The organism is Sorangium sp. KYC3313, from assembly GCF_052075895.1.
Classification (GTDB): domain Bacteria; phylum Myxococcota_A; class Polyangia; order Polyangiales; family Polyangiaceae; genus Sorangium; species Sorangium cellulosum_B.
Window position 1 is genome coordinate 900,912 of the sequence record NZ_CP197255.1, and the last position, 22,135, is coordinate 923,046.

The 22,135-nt window shown below is 66.7% G+C and carries 16 protein-coding genes; 6 read left to right on the top strand and 10 right to left on the bottom strand.

Annotation, left to right across the window (positions count from 1 at the left end):
• Positions 1-3: 3 nt before the first annotated feature.
• The 9 genes from ACSRUE_RS03540 to valS form a co-directional block, all read right to left on the bottom strand.
• Positions 4-1,008, bottom strand: a complete 1,005-nt coding sequence (locus tag ACSRUE_RS03540) for an isocitrate/isopropylmalate family dehydrogenase (RefSeq protein ID WP_437762655.1) — start codon at positions 1,006-1,008, stop codon at positions 4-6.
• Positions 1,009-1,172: 164 nt separating this feature from the next.
• Positions 1,173-2,780: a B12-binding domain-containing radical SAM protein gene (locus ACSRUE_RS03545; RefSeq protein ID WP_441289777.1), complete on the bottom strand. Its 1,608-nt coding sequence runs from the start codon at positions 2,778-2,780 to the stop codon at positions 1,173-1,175.
• Between the two features lie 523 nt (positions 2,781-3,303).
• Complete coding sequence (locus ACSRUE_RS03550; RefSeq protein WP_437762657.1) at positions 3,304-4,221, bottom strand: 3-oxoacyl-[acyl-carrier-protein] synthase III C-terminal domain-containing protein; 918 nt, start codon at positions 4,219-4,221, stop codon at positions 3,304-3,306.
• A gap of 211 nt (positions 4,222-4,432) precedes the next feature.
• Complete coding sequence (locus ACSRUE_RS03555; protein WP_441289778.1) at positions 4,433-5,311, bottom strand: ferritin-like domain-containing protein; 879 nt, start codon at positions 5,309-5,311, stop codon at positions 4,433-4,435.
• Positions 5,312-5,378: 67 nt separating this feature from the next.
• Positions 5,379-6,680 carry an APC family permease gene (locus tag ACSRUE_RS03560; RefSeq protein WP_441289779.1) on the bottom strand — a complete coding sequence of 434 codons (1,302 nt, stop codon included), beginning with the start codon at positions 6,678-6,680 and terminating at the stop codon, positions 5,379-5,381.
• A gap of 48 nt (positions 6,681-6,728) precedes the next feature.
• Positions 6,729-7,037 (bottom strand): SCP2 sterol-binding domain-containing protein, encoded by a 309-nt coding sequence (locus tag ACSRUE_RS03565; RefSeq protein WP_437762660.1) that lies wholly within the window; start codon positions 7,035-7,037, stop codon positions 6,729-6,731.
• Positions 7,038-7,127: 90 nt separating this feature from the next.
• Entirely contained in the window at positions 7,128-10,037 is a 2,910-nt protein-coding gene (locus tag ACSRUE_RS03570; RefSeq protein ID WP_441289780.1) for an aminotransferase class III-fold pyridoxal phosphate-dependent enzyme, read from the bottom strand.
• Positions 10,038-10,161: 124 nt separating this feature from the next.
• Positions 10,162-10,629, bottom strand: a complete 468-nt coding sequence (locus ACSRUE_RS03575; RefSeq protein ID WP_441289781.1) for a hypothetical protein — start codon at positions 10,627-10,629, stop codon at positions 10,162-10,164.
• A gap of 454 nt (positions 10,630-11,083) precedes the next feature.
• The gene (gene valS / locus ACSRUE_RS03580) at positions 11,084-13,675 is read right to left on the bottom strand and encodes a valine--tRNA ligase (RefSeq protein WP_441289782.1); all 2,592 of its coding nucleotides are present in this window, start codon (positions 13,673-13,675) and stop codon (positions 11,084-11,086) included.
• A 525-nt stretch (positions 13,676-14,200) separates the two neighbouring features.
• Here valS and ACSRUE_RS03585 point away from each other — a divergent pair.
• The 6 genes from ACSRUE_RS03585 (at position 14,201) to ACSRUE_RS03610 (ending at position 20,734) form a co-directional block, all read left to right on the top strand.
• The gene (locus ACSRUE_RS03585; RefSeq protein WP_441289783.1) at positions 14,201-15,484 is read left to right on the top strand and encodes an MFS transporter; all 1,284 of its coding nucleotides are present in this window, start codon (positions 14,201-14,203) and stop codon (positions 15,482-15,484) included.
• A 78-nt stretch (positions 15,485-15,562) separates the two neighbouring features.
• The gene (locus tag ACSRUE_RS03590) at positions 15,563-15,820 is read left to right on the top strand and encodes an acyl carrier protein (RefSeq protein ID WP_441289784.1); all 258 of its coding nucleotides are present in this window, start codon (positions 15,563-15,565) and stop codon (positions 15,818-15,820) included.
• Between the two features lie 480 nt (positions 15,821-16,300).
• Positions 16,301-17,461, top strand: a complete 1,161-nt coding sequence (locus ACSRUE_RS03595) for a homocitrate synthase/isopropylmalate synthase family protein (protein WP_441289785.1) — start codon at positions 16,301-16,303, stop codon at positions 17,459-17,461.
• Complete coding sequence (locus ACSRUE_RS03600) at positions 17,461-18,702, top strand: aconitase/3-isopropylmalate dehydratase large subunit family protein (protein ID WP_441293052.1); 1,242 nt, start codon at positions 17,461-17,463, stop codon at positions 18,700-18,702. Before ACSRUE_RS03595 ends, ACSRUE_RS03600 begins: the two co-directional genes overlap by 1 nt.
• Entirely contained in the window at positions 18,699-19,211 is a 513-nt protein-coding gene (locus ACSRUE_RS03605) for a LeuD/DmdB family oxidoreductase small subunit (RefSeq protein ID WP_437762666.1), read from the top strand. The genes ACSRUE_RS03600 and ACSRUE_RS03605 overlap by 4 nt, the downstream gene beginning before the upstream one ends.
• Positions 19,208-20,734, top strand: coding sequence for a class I adenylate-forming enzyme family protein (locus ACSRUE_RS03610; RefSeq protein WP_441289786.1), 1,527 nt, complete (start codon positions 19,208-19,210; stop codon positions 20,732-20,734). The genes ACSRUE_RS03605 and ACSRUE_RS03610 overlap by 4 nt, the downstream gene beginning before the upstream one ends.
• Before the next feature lie 61 nt (positions 20,735-20,795).
• Here ACSRUE_RS03610 and ACSRUE_RS03615 read toward each other — a convergent pair whose 3' ends face one another.
• Complete coding sequence (locus ACSRUE_RS03615; protein ID WP_441289787.1) at positions 20,796-22,004, bottom strand: winged helix-turn-helix domain-containing protein; 1,209 nt, start codon at positions 22,002-22,004, stop codon at positions 20,796-20,798.
• Positions 22,005-22,135: the final 131 nt, after the last annotated feature.

Below are 22,135 nucleotides of genomic sequence, written 5' to 3' on the forward strand. Positions count from 1 at the left end.
CGCTCAAGCCGAGCCTGCCACTTTCGCCGGGTCCACCTGACCGAGGCGGCGGATGATGTCGTCCATGATCTCCGCCGTGCGAAGGGGCGAGCCCGCCTTGCGGCTCACCAGGTGGCCGTTCACCGCCTCGTTCAACTGGGCTGCGAAGTCGCGGATCCCGAGGTGATCGAGCAGAAGCCCCATCGACAGGATCGTCGCGACCGGATCCGCGAGCCCGCGTCCTACCAGATCGGGTGCCGAGCCGTGAATCGGCTCGGCGAGCGGCACCCCTTTGCCAAGGGAGAGCGAGGGGACCAGCCCGAGGCTGCCGACGACGGCCGCGCCCACGTCAGAAAGGATATCGCCGACGTGGCTCGTCATCATCATGACGTCGTACCGTCCGGGATCGAGGACGAGGTGGTAGCCTGCGGCGTCGGAGAGGGCTTCGTTCCACTTCACCCCCGCCGCCTCCACGGTCTCGATCGAGAGTTGACGAAAAAGCCCGTCGGCGTGCCTGAGGACGTTCGCCTTGTGCACGATCGTCACGTCGCCCCGTCGCCTGCGCGCCATCTCCGCTGCGGCGCGTGCCAGCCGCACCGTCGCGCCCCGCGTGACCTGGTAGTCCGCGATCACCCCATCTTCCACGTGCCGCTCGCGCTCCACGTAGAGCCCCTCGGAGCAATCGCGCAGCATCACCACGTCGAGCGGCCGACCGCCGACCGAGCGACAGTAGCGGATGTTGACCATGAGCCCGAGCCGATGCCTGAGGACGAGGATCGGGCTCTCGTAGCCGGGGGGAGGCGGCGAAGGGGTCCCGGTACAGCCAAACAGCACCCCGTCGGCCGAAAGCGCCGCTGCGACCACCCGCTCCGGGATGGCGTCGCCCGTCTGGCGCCAGAGCTCGTAGCCGGCGTGCTCCAGCTGGACCTCCACCCGGGGCTCCCGCTTCAAGAGCTCCGCAGCGAGCGGCACGACCTCCCGTCCGATCCCATCTCCCGGAATCACCAGGATACGACGACGATCTGCCATTTGTGAAGGGCTCTTTCCCATGACGGACGATGGGCACATTGGCGAGACGGCAGCTCGAAAGACGAGGTTGAACCAGAGCCGGTGAATCGAGCGCGCCGTGGCGAAGCGGGGTGTCGCAGCGATGGCTCTGTGACGGCCCAGCTCAGCAACGCCGGCTCCAACTATCAGTACCGAGCGGAGGAGTTGATCTGGAGTGCGCCCCCGGTGCGGCTGTACGGGGAGGTGAACTTCCCAGTGACGGAAACCTCGCCCTCCGCGCGGAACGCCATCCTCGTGAACTCCTTCAACGTCTCGGGCTTCTGGCCGCCGTTCATCTCCTCACGGGCCAGGCTGTTGTGCAGGATCCCGAGCTGCCGCACCTCGTCCACGGAATAGCCGTGGTCGAGGAGGATCTTCGTGATCGATGAGCCTCGATCGATGTACGCCGAATTCGTGACCTCCTGGAACACGCGCCGGCATTGATCGATCGCCTCGCGGCAGGTCATCGTATCGTGGGACCAGTCGTTGAAGCCGCCCCGGAGCCCGAACGCAGCCGCCTCGCGCGCGACGGGCGAGTTCGGGAACACGAAGAGCGGAGAGTGAACGTAGGCGTGGAAGCCGCCCTCGTTCAGGAACTTGATCGTCTTGCCGACCGACTTCTCCGTCTCGCCGGGGAAGCCGAGGAGAACGAACGCGAAGCCCAGGACCCCGAACCGCTGGAGGTTCTCGGCGGCCATCCAGTTGTGCTCCTCGCGGGTCCCCTTCAGCATGTTGTCGAGGACCTGCTGGTCCGCCGACTCGATGCCCACCAGGACCAGCTTGCAGCCGGCATCCTTCAGGTAGCGCACGCACTCCTCCGTCAGCGTGGAGGCGCGCAGGTACGCCGTCCAGGGCAGCGAGAAGCCCATGTTGATCATGCCCTTGCAGACATCGATGAGCTGCCGCCGGCTCAGGAAGAGCGTGTCGTCGACGAAGCGAACCGATTTGATCTGCGGCATCTTGCTGATGTCGCGCAGCTCCTCGAGGATCGTCTCCGTCGTCATCAGATCGACGTTCTGATCATTGTAGCTCGGAAACGTGCAGAATTTGCACTTGAACGGACACCCCCGACCGGTGCGCATGTTGACCGAGCTGCGCAGGATGTACGAAGGGAGGGCCGACCACTGGACGTGGTTCGTGTTGATGTCGACGCCGTCATGGCTGCTGACCGGCGAGCGGACAAACTGGCCGTCGTAGTAGGCGATGTTCGGGAGGTCCGAGATCGGCCTTCCTTCGTGGAGGCGCTCAATCACATGGAGCAGCGTCGTCTCGCCGTTTGGCGAGAGGACGAGCGCGTCCGCGACCTTCGCCGACTCGTGGATCTCCGAGTCGTGCGCGAACTGGGTCAGCTTGGCGCCGCCCACGACGACCTTGACGCGGGGGTTCCAGGACTTCAGGACGCGCACGACGCGGACAATGGTGTCCGCGCTCGTGATGAAGGTCGTGGAGAAGACGACGATATCGACCGCCTCCACCAGCTGCCGCGCACGCTCCGGCTCGAGATCCATGTTGTCGACGAGCTCGACGCGCCCGTCGTAGCCGGAACGGCAGAGAAAATTGTAGATGTAGACGCCGTTCAGTGCGGAGGAGTTATGCTCGTTGATGACCGCGCGTGAGCCCATGCTCCGTCGGACGTGGTTCACCGCGTCGACGATCTCGAGCCGCCCCTCTCCCAGGGTCGGAATCATCTCGCGGTAGTGACTCAGATAATGTTCGTTGTTCCGATCCAGGACCTCCGGATCGGTTGCATTCATGCGGTAGTGAGCGAGCGTCTCATCGACCGTCTGACATGCATTGGCGATCACCAACAGCCTGGCGCTGGTAGCCCTGGGAGTCTGCGTAGCGGTGTCGGAAGTAAAGGTGCGCAGCTTCATCAAACATCCCCTGTCGATGGCCAACGCACGACACTGGTGCGTCCAGCGTGATCTTGCCCGACGCTATGGCGATGTCAAGCGGCTTCTGGCTCCATTTTCGCCCTTGGTTCGCGCTCCGTTCGCGCTTGGTTCGCGCTTGGTTCGCCTTGGGTTAGCCCTCGGTTCGCGCTCCGTTCGCGCTCCGTTCGCCCTCCGGCGTCATAGCGATCCCTGAGCAATGTCTGGTATCTTACGAGCAATTGGCTTGTGTCTGGCCGATGTCCTGCCGGTGTCTGGTCAGGGTCTTGTTGCTGGTGTCGGCGCCGTACACGTACATTGCATTGCTACAGTCGCGCGACGACGGCGCGATCTCGGGGTCGGCGGTTTGCGAGCCGGCGCGCCGAGGCCCGGACGCTGCCATCGTTCATGCCACCTTGAGGATCGAAGCCCCCCACGAAGCCTGCCCCGTGCTCAGCGTCAGTGCGAACTCGCCGGATTTCAGGTCGCCTTGCTCCAAGGCGTCCTGCAAACCAATGAGGTTGTCCGCGGAGAAGGCGTGCGCCACCCTGCCGACGTTCTTCAGGTAAAGCGCTCCCGGGCGGACGCCCGCCTGCGCGGAGAAGACGCGCAGAACCGAGTAGCTGTAATTGTTGGTGATGAACGCCTTGATCTGGTGGGCGTTCAAGCCGGTGTCCGCGAGCAACTGCGTGATGGTGAGCTTCACCCCGTCGGCGGTGTACTTGAGGCGCTTGACGGACTCTTTGGCGTTGTCGACCATCCAGAGCTTCTGGTTCGCGCCCTGTCGGACCCCGAGGATCTCGAGCTCGCCCTGCCGTTCGGAGCTGACGATGCAGCTCGCGGCGCCATCGCTGAGCACGGACACGAGCGGGTCGACGAGCCGCTTGCCCGCGGCCCGATCGGTGGTCACGAGGAGCACGGTCCGGCAATCTCCGCTCCGGATCAAGCCGTATGCGCTCCTCAGCGCGCTGGCGAAGTTGCCGCACTCGCCCAGCGTCGTCCCGAGCGTGACTGCGTGCTCGAGGCCGAGCGAGCAGCAGAGCTCACCGATGTGCCTCGTGTAGAACTCCTGGCTCCAGAAGCTCGATGAGGCGTAGAGGACGGCGCCGATGTCCTTCGGATCGAGCCCCGATTTTTCGATCGTCCTGGCCAGGCTTTCGCGCGCCAGCTCTGCAGGCGAACGGGACGAGACAGCGTAGGTCTCCAGGCCAACGGCCTGGAGCGTGCCCAGCCCATCCTCGTCGTCCTTCAACTCGTCGAGATCGCTGATGCTGCGCGACTCCCCGAGCACGTGTGCGATGGAACCGAGATAGATGCTCGTCACCTTGCTTTTCCTTGGTCAAAGCTGCCTCGCGCCGAGCGCGCGGGCTGCACAGGTCAAGGCGTCACCGGCGCCACCGCCAACCGATCGATGGCGCCGCGTGCGCGGACTCCGCGCACCTCGTGTCGTGCCCCTTCACGTGGTGCGCTCCGGCCCTGGCGGTCCCTCCGGTGCGGACGCAAACCTCTCCCGTGGAGGGCGCACATCGCTCCGGTCAGGCGAGCTCCACGCCGACGGACGCCATCCGCGAGCTGTACTCCTGCTCGACCTCGTGCATCACGATGCGAACCTGCTCCTCTTCGCTCGTGTCCGCCATCTTCCTGCCAGGGAAGATCTCGAGATCGCCGATCTCATCCATGTGGTTGTTCGCGGCCTCCTGGTAGAGACCTATGTAATGGCGGATGATGCTCTCGAACACGTCCATCATCAGCCTGTGGAACTCGGGCGCCAGCTTCTGGACCTGGTTCCGCACCGCCACATCGTCCTTGATCATGTGCCCCAGGGTCGTGGTGCCGAAGCCCACGTGCTGGACCTCGTCGGCGAAGGCATCTTTGATGAGCTGGCTGAGGCCGACGTCGAAGCGCGACCAATACTTCATCTCATAGCGGTACACAGGGTACGCCATGCCCTCCAGGATGGAGTTCAGCGCGAGGCTGCCCGCCACGAAGTCCCCCTTGTCCACCTGCTCGAGGATGAGATCGTAGAACGTCTTCATCGCCTTGGTCGTGACGTGCGCCATCAGCTTCTCCCGCTGCGGCGGCGTCACGCCGACGTCGGCGAGGCGGCGGCAGAAGACCTCGAAATGGCGGGCCTCGTCGAGCGTCTGCGTGGCGATGTAGACCTGACAGTTCTCGTTGGGCGCGCACCGCATGAGCCCGGCCACCCCGCACATGGAGACGCGCTCCGCCGTCAGGAAGGTCGCGATGTCCATCTTGTAAATGTGCATCAACAGCGGATCGTCCCAGAGCGCCGGGTGGGGCTCAGGGGTGCCGTTCTTGACGCCGAAGGTGCTGTCTTTCAGGCGCCTCCAGGCCGTATGCTCCATCCAGTGCTGGATTGAAAATCGACCGTCGTCCCAATCCTGATTCGACAACGACGGAATTGTACGGTCCAGACGTGAAGGGCTCGCATCTTTAAAGCCGTTCATAGACACCTACAGGTCAGTACCCCGCCTGGCGTTTGGCCAATTGCTCGGGCGAATCGAGCCTCCTCTGGTGGGCGAGGGACCACCATGAGAGCAACCCCGTGCCCACGATCAGTAGCACGAAAGACGAGACGGACAGTAGCCTCACGTCTGGCTGGGCGACCAGCGCGGCGACGCCGAGGAGCGGCAGCATGACGCCCAGGCAAACCTGCACCGCGGCGGGCACCCGGTTGCGGTAGGGGATCTTCGCCTTGTCACGGGTCTTGCGCAGCCGGAGGGCCGCGAAGATCAGGGCGCCGTACGTGAAGCACTGGATCGCAGCCCCCACCGCAGCGGCCGAACCATAGGCTTGGAAGTGCTGGACCGTCAGCGCGGCGGGGATCGAGATGGCCCCCAGCACGAGGATGGCGCCGATCGGCGCGCCGGTGGAGAGCGACGTCGTGGCGCACCACGCCGGCACGCTCCGCTCCCGGGCGAGGCTGTACACCAGCCGGGACGCCCCCATGATGCCCGCGTTGAACGAGGTGGTCGTCGCTAGGAAGGAGATCGATGCGGCCACGATTCCCCCGGCGCGATCGGAGACGCGCGTCGCGAGCACGTAGTGCGGGATCGGCGTGGACGCGAGCTCCTTCTGCCCGATGTGCGCCTCCAGCGCCGCCGCGAAGACCGTGTAGAGCACGATGAGGATCGCGAGCGCGAGCGGCATCGATAGCGGGACCAGACGCTCGTAGGCCTTGGGGGAGCGCCCGAGGGGCGTCACCCATTCGAACCCCAGATAGAGGAACAGCGCGAGGCCGACCGTGCCAGGAAAATCGGTCAGCAACGATCCGGGAAGCGGGGAGGTGGCCATCGCCTCCTGAGCGGCTCCGCCCGAGGCCAGCGACCAGACGGCGAGACCGAGGATCCCCAGCACCAGGACGAGCGTGGCCGACCACTGTGTGCGCTGGGGCGGCTCGACCCCCAGCAGGTTCAGGAGCACGATCAGGACGAGCAGCCCCACGGTGGCCAGCGTCGAGGAGAAGCCGGGGAACAGCGCCACCATGAGGATCGAGATCGCGTAGCTCTCGACGCTGGCCAGGATCACGACCTGGGTCAGGTAGAGGAGCACCATGATCCGCGAGGCGGAGCGGCCAAAGGCCGCCTTCAGGTAGGTGCCAAGCCCTGGCGCGGACGGGAACATGCTCGCCAGCTCTGCGATCGAGAAGGACACGGCCATGCACACCAGGCCGGCGACAACGATCGCAGGCAGAATCCAGGCGCGATCGATCGACTGGTACAGGGCCGAGTAGATGGCAAAGTTGCTCGCGGCGAGCGCCATCCCGGTGCTGATGGCGATGTACCCGCCGAGCTCGCGCCACTGCTTCACTCAGATCCCCCACAACACGAGGCTGATAGCGTCCAGCTTGACCCGATCCCGATCGCTGCCGAACACCTCCAGATCGCCGTCGAGGAACACGCGCGACGGGTTCTTGGTCCCCGAGAAGATGTCGATGAGGAGCTGGTGCGTGGCGCGCAAGCGCACGGTGTGTTCGGACTCCTTCGCCCCCGACTCGAGCTCCTGCAGCTTGCCCGAGTCCACGCGGATGCTGAACTCCTGGAGGGAGTCGGTCGCCTCCAGGACGAGCGTGGGGCTCCAGCCCTTGAGGAGCGAGGCGAGCCTTTTGTTCTCGTTCACGTCATTGCGAAACTTCCGCAAACAACCTGCCAGATCCTGCGCCGTATCCATAGTGAATCACGCCTCTCTGCGACTGTTTCAACCCGTGCGCTAGTAGCTCCGCTTCACCTTCGCGTCCGCCAACTCGAAGCCGTGAATATGAGCGAGCTTGGCCAGCTTCTTGACTTGGACCTTGCTGATGTGACCGCGGCTTGGGCTCTTCTTGATACCGCTGAGCCCCAGGATGATCGTCTCGGCCATGCACGCGAACGACCTCCCGGGCGGGAGAGGGATTCCCCGCACCTTGAAGTCCGGGTTCAAAGGCAGCTTGACGATCCCGCCCTGGATCACGGTCACGTCCGGACGCTCCCGGACCACCGAGTCGTCCACGTCGTGAGGAATGGCGATATCGCAGATGACGATCGGGCCCTTGCCGAGGTGCTCGGGGAAGATCACAGGCTTCGCCGAGCTCGTCGCCCCCATGATGACGTTCGCCTGCCGGAGCATGGCGTAATCGGAGGTCATCACGATAGGGGCCTTGTCCTTCATCTCGGCGCTGAGGCTCTCCAGGAGTCGAACCCCGATCCGGTCGTGCTGCCGGAACTCCTGGAGCATGTTCTTGACCGCGCGTGTATCTGCGATCTCTTGGGCTACGCCCCGGAGCTCCTTCGCTTCCATCGTGGCAGTCACGGGCCCCCAGCCGGGTGGCAGCAGGGAGTGGCACGCGAGCAGCTCCTTGAACGCGTCGAAGTAGATCTCCGAAGCGACATTCGCGAGCGCCCGCTCCCGCCCGGACCTGCCGATCAGGATGATGCGGGGCGCCTGCTCGGCGACGATGCGGGTGTAGATGCTGGAGATGTTGCCGCCGGCCCCGATGGCGGCGAAGCACGCCTTCTGCAGCGCGACGCCCTCCTCCGCGCAGCTCCGGTGGAGCGCCTCGAGGCCCATCGCGACCGTGAGGGCGTTGCCCGTCGTGAGGGCCATCTGGTCGCTGGCGACGTCACAGCAGTTGTTCGTGATGATGGAGCTGTAACCGCCGAAGCCGAGCACCTTCGCGCAGTTCTCTTCGGCCAGCCGCACCGCCGCCTCGACGCTCTCGTCGAGGAACGTCTTGTCGCGGTTGATGAGGTATTTCTCGATCTCGGTCGACTGGATCGCCAGGCCGATGAAGCTCATGCTGACGCACTGGCCCGTCTTCGACATCACGGTGATCTGGTCGACGACCTGGGGCCTGATGTACCGGTGGAGCTTCGTCAGGTACTCCGCGATCTGCTCGTCGGTGAAGAGCGAATAGCCCTCATCCCAGAGCTGCATGTCGCGCGCTTCGACGAAGTGCCCGAGGAACGCCACGTTCTGCGCGTACTTGGGCTTGCGGTACTCAGGGAGGATCTTGCGGAAGTTGGCGATCTCCTTGGTGCTCCAGGGCTCCTCCAGGCCGATCACGAACCGCGTCAGCTCGTAGACGTTCTGCTTGTAGAGCACCTCGCAGAGCCGCTCGATGCTCGCGATGAGCCGCGCGCAGTCGTCGGCGCCGATGAGCGCCGACGGCTCGAGGCGGATCACGTCGGGGTTCGAGAGGCACAGGGCGACCCGGATCCGGTGCTCGTGGAGCAGGTAGCCCGCCGCGAGGTAGTTGAGCAGCTGCTGCGCCGAAAAGGTGTTCAGCGCGGCGGAGCCGCTGTCGCTCTGCCCGGCGAGCTCTATCCCGATCATCAAGCCGAGCCCGCGGACCTCCTTGATGATGGTGGGGTACTTCTCGCGGACCCGCTCGAGGCCCTCGAGCAGCTGCGCACCGCGCTCGCGGCAGTTGGCCATGAGCCGACCGTCGCTCTCCAGGAGCTCGAGCGCCGCGATCGCGATGCGGGAGCTGTGATCGTCCTCGGCGAACGTCGATGCATGGATGACGCTGAAGTCCGGGTCGTAGCAGTCCCTCCGGATGAGGAGGGCGGATATCTTGGCCAGACCGCCGCCCAGGCTCTTGCCGATCAAGTAGTAGTCCGCGGCGACGCCGCTCTGCTCGGAGCAGAGGAAGGTCCCGGTGCGGCCCATGCCGCACTGGATCTCGTCGAACACGAGCGGGATCTGGTGCTCGTCCGCCAGACGCCGGCAGTGCGCGAGGAAGGACGACGGGATCACGCGGATGCCGCCCTCTCCCTGGACGGGCTCGAGGAACATGGCCGAGATGCCCGCGTAGCGCTTCGTGACGAGCACCAGGTTGTTATCGCCGTCCTTCTCGAGCCAGAAGTAGTTCAGCGCCTCCTCTTCGAGGGTCCTCTGGAGCTGCTCCACGTTCTCGGTTTCAACGAAGATGACCCGCTGCGCGATGCGGGCGAACGGCTCGCGGTACTCCAGGGATTCGGTGAGCTGGACTGCGCCAGTGGTCAGCCCGTGGAACGCTTGCCTGAACGCCACGTAGGCCGCCGGACGGCTGAAGTTGCTCCGGATCGTCTGCAGGATGACGGCGAAGATGTGCTCGATATCATCGCCGGCCCTGACGTTCAGCCGCGCGCGCGCGGCTGCGTAGAAGGCCGGCGGTACCGTGATGGTGCCGTCGTGGATGGCCTCGCGGATGTCGGTGATCTTCTTGCGAAGCTGCTTCTCCAGCGTTTCGAGGCGCCTGTGGTGGTAGAGCGCCGCGTGCTTCAGGGCGGCCTCGGTCGCCTCCGAGCCGGTGTTCACCACGTGGACCACGTAGTCCTTCCCGAGGGACGTCTGGAGCATCTCGTTCAGCTTCCTGCCGAGCCGGGCCGTCTCGGTCCGACAGCTCGCCTGCGCATTGAACGGAAGCCGGTCGCGGTAGCTCGAGATCGCTACTTCCACGAGCTCGGGGTGGTTGTGACCGAACAGAGAAGCTCCATAGCCTCCCAGGAAGTCAGTCACCTCAGTCTCCGCACCAGTCGCGTCGTAGTAATAGAGGTGGTTCCCCTCCGCGCGGTGGTATGATTTGTCGAGGCGGATCGCCTGCAGCACAGCGCCGAGGCGAGGGCGGCAATACGTCGTGTAGGCGTCGTTGACGTTCATTTCATTTACGGCTCCCCTGAATGGCCGACAATTTCAATGAAGCATCGTGCCCGCCCCTCGGAATGACTCGTAACACTGTTATTCTCAGAGGGGTGAGGAGCACGAGCGTGCCCGCGTCGTGTGTCTAGCTGGCTTCCATGGCGATGAAGATCCCGATCGAGACAAAGCCTCCGGTCGTGGTGATGAAGCTCAGGGTCGAGACCAGCCCCATCAAGGAGAAGGGTGACCTGTTCACCGTCGGATGGATCGACATGATCAGGAACAGCATCGGGTTCATGACCGCGCCGGCGATGGCGAGCGCGCATAGCGGCAGAGGCACCTCGACGCGAATGGCGTAGAACACCATCAAGAAGAGGGACATGAAGAGATAATCGATGTGAGCGCGCAGGAGGTTCGGAGGGTCCTTGAAGACCTTCTGGAGCGAGCCGACACGGAGGTGCTTGACCGCGACCAAGAGCCAGGCGAGGAGCAGTGAGAACGCCAGGAGCACCACGCCGCTGATCAGGAGAATTTTCATCGTGCGTATCAAGCCTTCGTGACGTGCTGGCCGCTCACAGTGCCCTTCGAGCCGGCCCACTGCCAGGCTTCGCATGTGCGTCCGGCTAGGGACGCTCACTATCCCTGGCGCTCTAGTGGGCTGATGCCCACAGGTGGCTCGATAGGAATTACCTCAATCGGATACATTCTCGAAACGAGAACTCTCGCAGTAATTTCAAGAGATCGCCAAAATAGTAATTAAGGCATTGTATCCCGCCCCACTCAGGGGTGTCAAGCGGCATCGCGCAGCCGCGGCATCGCGCAGCATCGCGCAGCGCCCGACAATTCCAATGCCATTGCACAATAACCGTGCGGCTGGCATGGGCAGGGCCACGCGAGTGCGGCGCAGCAGACTGGGGCTGTGTGGGGGTGGGAATCGACCGCGCGCCCTCGCGGATGCGCGGTCGCGTCGTTTACGTGGTTACGTGGTCACGTGGTCACGTGGTCACGTGGTCACGTGGTCACGTGGTCACGTGGTCACGTGGTCACGTGGTCACGTGGTCACGACGTCACGAGGTCGGCTCGGGGTCGCCGACGGCAGGCTCGAGCTCGACCATGACGACCGCGAAGACGTCGTCGGCGAGCGCCGCGTCCTCTGCAAGCTCGTGGTGCTTGCATCGCACGGCGCGCATCACGTCGCTCACGGCGAGGCCGAGCCGAGCGAGGGTGGCGGGGTTCCCGGCGAGCTTGATGTGGGTGATGACCCGGCCGACGGAGGCTCCCATCTCGCTCTTGCGCTTGTTGATGGCCGAGACGCAGGCGATCGCCGTCTCGAAGCCGTCGGCGTCTGCCGGGGGCGCGACGTCCTGGAAATCCTCGACGCCCGGCCACGGCGCGCGGTGGATGCTGCGGTGACCGGTCTCCTCCGCGAAGACCCAGCTCCAGACCTCCTCGGTCACGTACGGCAGCGCCGGCGCGAACAGCCGGAGCAGCACGTTCAGCGCGCGACGCAGCGCCGCGACGGCCGAGCCGCGCGCCTCCGGGCTGACCCCGTCGTCGCCTCGGGCGCGCCCCTTGGCGAGCTCGATGAAGGTATCGGTGAACTTGGCCCAGAAGAACCCCTCGACCTCCATGAGGGCGCGCGCGTAGTCGAACTCGTCGAACGCCTCCGTCGCCCGCGCGGTCAGGTGCGCGAGCTTGTGGAGGAAGGCGCGATCGAGCTCGACGCTGATCGGCGCCACCTCCGCGGTCTGGGAGAGCACGAACTTGCCGGCGTTGAAGATCTTCGTGACCAGCCGCTTGCCGACCTTGAGGACCTTCTCGTCGAACGCCGTGTCGATACCGAGCCGGGCGCTCGCCGACCAGTACCTCACGCCGTCGGAGGTGTAGTTGTCGAGCAGGTGGCCGGGGGTGAGCACGTTTCCCCGGCTCTTCGACATCTTCTTGCGATCGGGATCGAGGACCCAGCCCGAGATGACGACGTGTTTCCACGGGGTCGCGTCCTCGTGCAGCATCGCCTTCGCGATCGTGTAAAACGCCCAGGTCCGGATGATCTCGTGGCTCTGAGGGCGGATATCGGCAGGGAAGAGCTGCTTGTGCCGCTCCGGATCGAGCGTCCAGCCGGAGTTGATCATCGGCGACATCGAGCTCGTGAACCAGGTGTCGTAGACGTCGGTCTCGGCGGTGAAGCCCCCCGGCTTGTCGCGCTGAGAGGCGTCGTATCCTGGCGGAATGTCGGTGGTCGGGTCGATTGGCAGCTGAGACGCCTCGGCGAGGATCGGGTGATCGTGATCGATCCGCCCCTCGTCATCGACGGGGTACCACAGCGGAAACTGAACGCCGAAATAGCGCTGGCGGCTGATGCACCAGTCGAGCAGCAGGCCCTCCGTCCAGTTCTCGTAGCGCGTGCGCATGAAGCTCGGGTGCCACGCGATCTGCCTTCCCCTCTCGAGCAGCTGCTCCTTCTTGTCCATGAGACGGACGAACCACTGGCGCGTGGAGATGAACTCGAGCGGCTGGTCGCCCTTCTCGTAGAACTTCACCGAGCGCTCGACGGGCCGCGGCGTGCCCTGCAGCGGCGCGCCGGCGCCGGGAGCGCTCGCGCCCTCGTCGCTCTTCAGCATCTCGACGACCGCCGCCTGCGCCTGCTTGAGAGTGAGACCTTGCAGGCGCGCGTAGAAGCGGTTGGCCGCCGCGGGGTCGTTGCTCTCCCAGCCGTCGGTCCCGAACGTGACCGGCACGAGGCGGCCCGCGCGGCCGAGGATTTGCCGAAGCGCTAGCTTCTGCTCGCGCCACCAGAGCACGTCGGTGGCGTCGCCGAAGGTGCAGACCATGAGGATGCCAGTCCCCTTCGTCGGATCGGCGAGGCTGCTCGGGAAGATCGGGACCGGGGCCCGGAAGAGCGGCGTGATCGCGCGCTTGCCGAACAGGTCGCGATAGCGCTCGTCGTCCGGGTGGGCCGTGATGCCGACGCAGGCGGCGAGCAGCTCGGGCCGCGTCGTCGAGATGACGAATTGGCGGTCGGACCCCTCGACGCCGAACGCGATGTCGAAGAACGCGCCGGGACGCGGCCGGTCCTCCACCTCGGCCTGAGCGACCGCGGTCTGGAAATCGACATCCCACATCGTGGGCGCCACAACGCTGTAGACCTGCCCCTTCTTGAAAAGGTCCAGGAACGACAGCTGCGCGAGCTGACGGCAATGTGGATTGATGGTCGCGTACTGCTGCGTCCAGTCGACCGACAGCCCGAGCCGGCGCCAGAGGTTCAGGAAGACCTGCTCGTCCTCCTGCGTGACCTTCTGGCAGAGCTCGATGAAGTTCGGTCGCGAGACGATGCGCGGCGGTTCCTTCTTGGCCTTCTCGTCGCTCGCCGGCTCGAGCCTGAGATCCGGCTCGTACGGGACGCGGACGTCGACCCGGACGTGGAAATAGTTCTGCACGCGCCGCTCGGTCGGGAGCCCGTTGTCGTCCCACCCCATGGGGTAGAAGATGTTCTTCCCCCGCATGCGTTGATAACGGACGATGAGGTCGGTATGGGTGTAGCTGAAGACGTGACCGACATGGAGCGAACCCGAGACGGTGGGCGGCGGCGTGTCGACGATGAACGTCTCGTCCCGCGGACGGGACGGGTCATATCGATACGTCCCCTGGGCCTCCCACAACGATTGCCAGCGTTTCTCGACGATCTCCGGCTCGAAATGCTTGGGTACGGCTGTCGTGTCTATCGAGCGGAATGTGGGTTTTGATGTAGTCATTGACGTCGCGTGGTTCGGAATCGTTGCCAGGGGCGCAACCTACCACAGATCCCCCGGGTTGGTCACGATGGCATGCGCGGGACGCCAGGACCCAGACGAGGCAGCCGGCACGCTCGTCACGCAGCAGCGGCCCGAGATGCTGACCGAAAGGAGCCCACACGAACCCACACGGGCCCCATGGGAGACACGGGCGACGCGGGCGACACGGGCGACATGGAAAGGACGGGATTTTTTCTCTTGCCAACCCCCTGGTCGGGGGCGCTAGTATGCCCTCCGACTGAACAACGGGTGAGCCATGTGCGCCGCGGTGGCCCGCGGGAACGCTGGGGACTCGGAGTGCTGGGGTCATGTTGAGCGGACCAGGCGAGCGGCGCTGCACCACGACGGGATGCGCGGGGGTGTCAGGATGATCATGCCTGGACTGAGAGCGCCGTGAGCCTGGATTACTCGGACGCGAGCGGCGGCGCAGCAGGCACGCCGGAGGCCCTCCAGGAGGTGCCTCTAGCGCGCAATCGCGATTACAGGATTCTTATGCTGGGCCAGTGCCTGTCAGCGCTCGGCGGCGGCATCAGCTACACCCTGCTCCCGCTGATCGTCGCCGATATCACGCGTTCAGGCGCCCAGACAGGCCTCGTCGGAACCCTCGAGAGCATGCCGCACCTGCTCTTCGGCCTGCTCGCGGGCGTCGCGGCCGACCGCTGGAGTCGCTGGCGCATCATGGTCTACGCCGACGCGGGCCGGGCGCTGCTCACGCTCCTGCTCCCGCTCACGCTCCTGCTGAGCCTTCCGTTCATGCCCGTGCTGTACACGGTGATCGTGCCGATCACCACGCTCGGGGTGTTCTTCGTCGGCGCTTACCAGGCGTGGGTGCCGAGCGTGGTCGGCATCAACCAGGTGGGTGCTGCGATCGCCTACGGCGAAGCGGTGCTCGCGGGGGGCTTCATCGTCGGCTCCGCGCTCGCCGGGCTGCTGATGGTCTGGGTCGGCCCGGGGCCGACGCTCGCGCTCGACGCGTTCTCCTTCATGATCTCCGTGGCGACGCTGCTCGCGTTGCGCCATCGGAGCCAGGGGACGGTGGCGCCGCGCGCAACGACGTCCGTCGTCCTGGAGATGAAGGAGGCCATCAGCTTCATCCATCGGCTGCCCGCCCTGCGGTCGATCATCGTGCTCTGGGCGTTCATCAACTTTGCGCGCGCACCGATGGTCGCGGCATCGACGTTCTACGTCACGATCGATCGACACAAGCCGGCGTCGCACTTCGGCATATTCATCGCCTCCTTCATGGGCGGCTTCATCTTCGGGGGCATCGCGGCTGGCCGCGTCAAGCAGCGCGCCGGCCTGGCGATGCTCGCCGGGAACGTCGTGACGGGCGTGGCGATCATGCTCATGCCGCTCGTCGGCAGCTACGGGTTGATGATCCTGCTCGCGCTTCTCGCCGGCGCATCGAACTCCTTCGTCCTCTCCTTGTACCTCTCGCTCCGGACGAAGCTCACCCCCGACAAGCTGCTCGGCCGCGTCGGAGCCACCGCCCGTTTCCTGCTGTTCGCCTTGAGCTCCGTGGGCTCGCTCGCCGGCGGTCTCGTCATCGACGCCGCCGGCGGGTCCGGCGCGCTCTACGCGATCGGCGCGGTGATGATCCTGCTCAGCGCGCTCTTCGCCCTGGTGCCATCACTCCGCAACGCGCGCCCGCCCGAAGCGGCGGTGCCCGCCAGCTGATCCTCCCCTGCCGCGAGCCGCGCGCGGCCGTCTGTCCACGCGGAGTGCAGCTCGACGACTGGAGGACAAAGGGCAACGATGAGCGAACTCGAGCCGATTGTGGTGCGCGTACTGCGCGATATCCCGGACCTGCGGCTGCCGGAGGGGAGGATCGATCCCGACGTGCCGCTCGCCAACTACGGCATGAACTCGCTGTGCACGATCCAGCTCATCGCTGGAATCGAGGCGACATGCCATATCACGTTCGAGGACGCGGATCTGGTGGACGAGAATTTCTTGAATCTCCGCAATATCTGCGCCTGTGTCGCGCGGCGCCGCGGTGCGGCGTCGCGCTGAGGTCAAAGAACACTTGCCGAAAAATCGCGGAAACGAGCGGGGAAAGCGCGACGGCCTCCGCGCTAGCTAAATGAGATGAGGTGACGCGCGCGCAACCCGACATCCTGACGAAGCGCGTGGACGTGTCGTGGCGCACCTCAGAAGCGCTGTCGGCTGCACGGCTCGAACGCGGTGTAAACCGTCGTCAGGGCGCGGTCAGCGAACGCAGAATCTGGCAGTAACAGCGAAATTTTCTCTCGACGCTGCCATCGCACACGCCGGCGCGGGCCTCTGGCAAGACGACGCGCAAGACGACGCGCAAGACGACGCGCCGTTACCAGGTAAATTTGCTTGACACGAACCTGACCGGAAGCGATACCATCAATAGTATGGCCATGGGTTTGCAAACTTATGCTGAAACGGCATGCTGAACCCGTGTGATTGGTGATTCGATCGGGCGGATCGGGCTCAAATGCTCCGTCTTCGACCTGCGGATGGCATATGGACCAAGTACAGACCAACCAGGAACCGCCGCAGGAGCGGGGCGGTCGGGTCATCACATTCTACGATACGACGCTCCGCGATGGCGAGCAGATGCCCGGAGTCGCGTTCTCGCGCGGGCAGCAGGAGCACATCAGCCGGGCGCTCGACGCCATGGGGCTCGACGAGATCGAGATCGGCTTCGCCGCCTCGGGCCCCGCGCAGCGCGCCGACATGGCCCACATCGCGGGCCTCGGCCTACGCGCGCGTCTTCTCTCGCTCTGCCGGCCTCTGAAAGAGGACATCGACGCGGCTCGGCAGACCGGCGTCAGCGGGGTCATCCTGGTCACGAGCACCTCGGATATCCTGATGAAGCACAAGCTTCGTAAGGAATACCCGCAGGTGATCGACCAGGCGTGCCGCGCCGTGGCCTACGCAGCGTCCCTCGGCCTCTTCGTCCAGCTTTCGCTCGAGGACGCGACCCGTACCAGCGAGGAGCGGATTCAGGACGTCGCGAAGCGCGCCGTGCAGGCCGGCGCGATGCGGATCGGCGTCTCCGACACGGTCGGCGTCGGAACGCCCCGGCTCATGACGCGCCTGGTGCAGGCGCTGCGCGCCGTGGTGAGCGTGCCGATCGCCGCGCACTGCCACGACGACTTCGGCCTCGCGGTCGCCAACTCGCTCGCGGCCGTCGAAGGGGGCGCGGAGGTCCTGTCGACGACCATCAACGGCATCGGCGAGCGCTCCGGCAACGCGTGCACCGAGGAGTGCGCCCTCGCGCTGGAGCGCCTCTACGGCTACAAGACGAACTTCAACTTCGCGCGTGTGTACGACGTCTCCCGGCTCGTGGCGGAGTGCGCACGGGTGCCCATCCCGCCGAACAAGGCGATCGTCGGACAGAACAGCTTCCGGCACGAGTCGGGGATACACGTCGCCGCGATGCTGCAGCACCCGGGCTGTTACGAGCCATACGACCCGGCGCTCATCGGGGGCAAGCGCGAGATCGTCCTCGGAAAGACGAGCGGGCGCGCGGCGCTGCGTCACTTCGCCGGCGAGATCGGCGACACGTTCGACGACGAGACGTGCCGGCGCATCCTCGACAAGATCAAGCTGCACGCCGAGCGGGGCGATCGCATCGACGCAGGTCAATTGCAGGAGATCGTGGCAGCGTGTCGAAGCTGATGTCCTTCACGACCCGGATCCTCGGCTCCCTGCTCGGTCGCGCCGTCGCGCCGGGCGAGCTCGTGACCGTTGACGTCGCTCGGGTCATGGCCCACGACGGCTCCGGTCCTGTCGCGGCCCGCGCGCTGGCGAAGCACGGCATCGAACAGCTCCGGGGCGCGGACCGGACCGTGTTCGTGTTCGATCACTACTACCCACCGGTGAACCAGCGGGAAGCGGCGCTCCAAGCCGAGGCGCGCAGCTTCGCGTCGCGATACGGAATTCCGGTCATCGCCGGCGAGGGGATCTCGCACCAGGTGTTGCCGGAGCGGGGGCTCATCGCGCCGGGCACGGTGTTCGTCGGCGGCGATTCCCACAGCTGCGCCGCCGGCACGTTCGGGGCGTTCGCCACGGGCCTGGGCGCGACCGATATCGCCGCGGTCATGGCGACGGGGCGGGTGTGGCTGGAGGTCCCCGAGACGCTGCGGATTCGCCTTTCCGGCAGCCTTCCCAAGGGCACGACAGGGCACGACCTCGTGCTGCACGTCGTCGGCCGCGTGCAGATCCGCGGCGCCCTCGGCAAGGCGATTGATTTCGTCGGCCCGGCGATAGAAGGGCTCTCGATCGCCGACCGCATGAAGCTGTCGAACCATGCGGTCGAGATGGGGGCGGTGGCGGGGATCATCGGGGTCGACGCCCGCTGTCGGGCGTGGCTCGAAGAGCGAAAGGCCAACCTCGCCCATGCCGATCGGGTTCCTCACGATCCTGTCGGTCTGGACGCTGATCTCGAGATCGATCTCGCGCAGCTGGAGCCAGTGATCGCCGTCCCGTCCCAGCCCGACAACATACGCCCCGCCTCCGCGGTCGAAGACAGCGTCGTCCATCAGGTCTTCATCGGCTCCTGCGCGGGCGGGCGCATCGAGGACCTGCGGGCGGCGGCCGAGGTCCTGCGCGGCCACCGGGTGGCCCAGAATGTCCGCCTGCTGGTCGGCCCGGCGTCCGCCGAGGTGATGATGGAGGCGACGCGGGACGGCACCCTGGCCGACCTGATCGCCGCGGGAGCGACCGTCCTGCCGCCCGGCTGCGGCGCCTGCCTCGGCCGCCTCGGCACCCTCGGTCCGGATGAGGTCGCGGTCGCCACGCAGAACCGCAATTTCATCGGTCGGGCGGGGAGCCCGTCTTCGAAGCTCTACCTCGCTTCGCCGGCCATGGCGGCGCAGATCGCGCGAGCAGGCCGCCTCAACAGGTCAGAAGTCGAATGAAGATCAGCGGCTCTGTCTTTCAGATCCCGCAGGAGATGTGGGACGACGTCAATACCGACCTCATCCTCCCGGGGGCCTATCTTCGGGTCCCCGAGGAGGAGCTGGGGTCGCACGCGTTCGAGGGGGTGATCCCGGATTTCCCGCGCCTGGCGCAGACGCGCCCGATCCTCGTGGCGGGCTCGAACATGGGCTGCGGCTCGAGCCGCGAGCAGGCCCCCAAGGCACTGCTCGGCTGCGGGGTGCGGCTGGTCATCGCGGCGAGCTTCGGCGGGATCTTCTTCCGCAACGCGTTCAATCTCGGGCTGATGCTCCTCAAGGTGCCCGATATCGAGGTGCTTCGGACGCTGTGCACGGATGCGCACCTCGAGGTTGACCCCGAGCAGGGGACCGTCGTGCGAAGTTCGGGTGATATGCTGCGCGTCAGCCCGCTGCCGCCCCACCAGCTCCGCATCGTGCAGGCTGGAGGCATACTCCAGCTCATCCGGAACAACCCGGGAGCATTTGAATGAACGCCGACCGCCTGCCGCTCGGCGGGCCCGTGGCATGGCTTGACCACTGGGGACGCGAGCGGCCGGACGCCACGGCGATCCTCGACGCCGGCGGGCGGCAGTGGAGCTATCGCGAGGTGCTGTCGGCTGTCCGCTGCCGGACGGCATGGCTCGTCCGGCGCGGGCTGACGCCGGGCTCGGTCGTGTGCATCTCGGTCGCCGATCCGACCGAGCAGCGCCTCCTCCGGTGGGCGGTCAACGTCGGCGGTGGGCTCGACGCGCTACAGGACCCGGCGCTGGCTGAGGCCGAGCTCGCCGGGCGGATCGACCTCCTCCGGCCCGCTGTCGTCGTGCGCGATCCGCTCCCGTCGTGGCGTGATGAGCGAGCGGGCTCGCTGGAGCAGGCGTCGGCCTTCCGGCCCACCGCGACGACGCCGACGCGCATCCTGTTGACCACCGGGAGCACCGGATGGCCAAAGGCCGTGGTGCAGCTCGCCGGACACCTCGACTGCGCCGCTCTTGCGAACACGCGCGCGCGCGGCCTGCGCGGCGATGACGTGGTCCTCACCGCGTTGCCCCCCTACCACGCCGCAGGCTCGCTGTTCGAGGACAGCCTCCTTCAGCTCGGCGGCGCGCTGGCGCTGACCGCTCGAAAGGGCCCGGGCTGGTTCCTCGCTGCCCTCGAGCAGCAGCCGGCCACCGTGACCACCGTCATCCCATCGATGCTTCAACCCGTGCTCGCGTCGCCCTCGGGCATCGAGGCGCTGAACCGGCTCCGTGTGCTCAATTATGCGGGCGAGTCGATCCCCATGCCGCTGCTCGAGCGCCTCCTGCAGGTCTACCGCGGGCAGGTCTACCGCGGCTACGGGCTGACGGAGGCGGGGCCGATGATCTCTTTTCTCGGCGACGAGGATCACCGGCGCGCCGCGCCCGATCCGTGCAACATCGGCCGTCCGGCGCTCGGCGTGGAGGTGCGGCTCGACGCAGCGGAAGGCGATGAGAGCGGAGAGCTGCTCGTACGCTCGGGCCACGTGATGGCGGGCTATCTCCACGACCCCAAGGCGACGGCCGAGCGCCTGCGCGACGGATGGCTGCGCACCGGGGATCTCGCGCGCTGGGTCGATGGCCAGCTCTACCTGACCGGACGGCTGGGGAGCCGGATGCGGAGCGGGGCGGAGTGGATCGATCCGGGCGAGGTCGAGCGCTGCCTGCTCGCCCTCCCCGGGGTCGAGGAGGCCGCCGTGGTGCCGGTCGCGTCGTCGCGTTGGGGCGAGCGCCCGGTCGCGTTCATCCGTGCTTCCGCTCCTCTCGAGCGCGACCGCGTACGTGAGCACCTGGAGAGCCGGCTGGTCCGTTTCAAGTGGCCGGACTGGCTGGAGGTGCTCTCCGAGCTCCCCCGCATCGGTCCTGGCAAGCTCGACCGCGTCGCGCTGCGCCAGCGCGCCGCGACGGGTCCTGGGCGCGGGGCGCTGATCCTGGCCGCGGATGAGAGCTGTGCCGCCGTGCACGCGATGAACGCGGAGGAGCCTGGTCGGGTTACCTGACCTCAAGGACCAGCGTGAGCTGCGCAAGCACCGCTGGGCACACGCAGCGTGTTGTTCGTGGCTATCTGCCCGACAGGACCCCCGCCAGCCGCTCGGCCAGGTCGCCCCTCGGCTCCACCCGCACGCGCTCCAGGCCCAGCCACGCGGCCATGGTCCGCAGCTCGCCCGCCAGCCGTTCCGGCGTCTGCGCGCCCGCCGAGGGCTCGGCGTGGCTTGCCTGAACGATGAGCACGCCCGCCTTGCGATCGGCCTTGAGGTCCACCCGCGCGGTGATCGCGTCGCCCTCGAGGAACGGCAGCACGTAGTAGCCGTGGGTCCGCTTCGCCGCGGGGGTGTAGATCTCGAGCCGCACCCGCACGCCGAACATCCGCTCGGTGCGCTCGCGGAACCAGATCAGGTTGTCGAAGGGCGAGAGGAGGGCGCGGGCCTCGATCCGCCGCGGCCGCCGGGCGGCGGGATCGAGGAAGGCCGGCTCCCGCCAGCCCTTCACGCCCACGGGGATCAGCTCACCGGCCTCGACGAGCTCGGTGACCCGCGCCTTCGTCTCGGCGACCCCCATGCGGAAATGGTCCCGCAGGTCCCGCTCGGTCGCCACGCCCAGGGCCCGCGCGGCGATGCGGATCAGCGCGCGCTGGGCGTCCTCGCGCGCGGGCGTCGGCGCCTCGATCACCGCCCTGGGCAGCACCTTCTCCGGCAGGTCATACACCCTCTCGAAGGTGCCCCGCCGGGTGGCGGTCGTCAGCTCGCCGATCCAGAACAGGCACTCGGCCGCCCGCTTGGCGTCGCTCCAGCCCCACCAGCCGCCCGGCCCCTTCTTGCCGATCTCGAGCTCGGAGGCGGCCAGCGGCCCGCGCTCGCGGATCTGTTCCAGCGCCCCGTCCACCACCTTCCGGTGCTCGCGCAGGAAGCGCGCCACCCCCTTCCAGACGCCCACCCCGTCGTGCGCGTCGGCCATCCGCCAGCGCAGCAGCGGCTGGGTGGTGAGCGGCAGCAGCGAGGCCTCGTGCGCCCAGTACTCGAACAGCGGCCGCTTCCTCGCCCACGCGAGCTGCTCCAGCATCGGCCGCGGATAGGCCCCCAGCCGCGAGAAGGCCGGCAGGTAATGGGTGCGCGAGACGACGTTGACGCTGTCGATCTGCACCACGCCCAGCCGCTCGATCAGCCGGGCGAGCTGCTGCTTCGTCGTCGCCGGGCCGGGTCGCTCCGCCCGGAAGCCCTGCGCCGCCAGCGCGATGCGCCGGGCCTCCGCCGCCGACAGGGTGTCCTTCATCCGCGCCTTCCGTCCATTGGGGCCCGCACCCTAGCGCTACTGCGGGAAGTCGGCCGGGAAAGGGGACCGCCAGGCCGCCAAGGGCGCCAAGGACGCCGCGGAAGGCGGCGAGCGCAGTGGGCAAGGGCGCG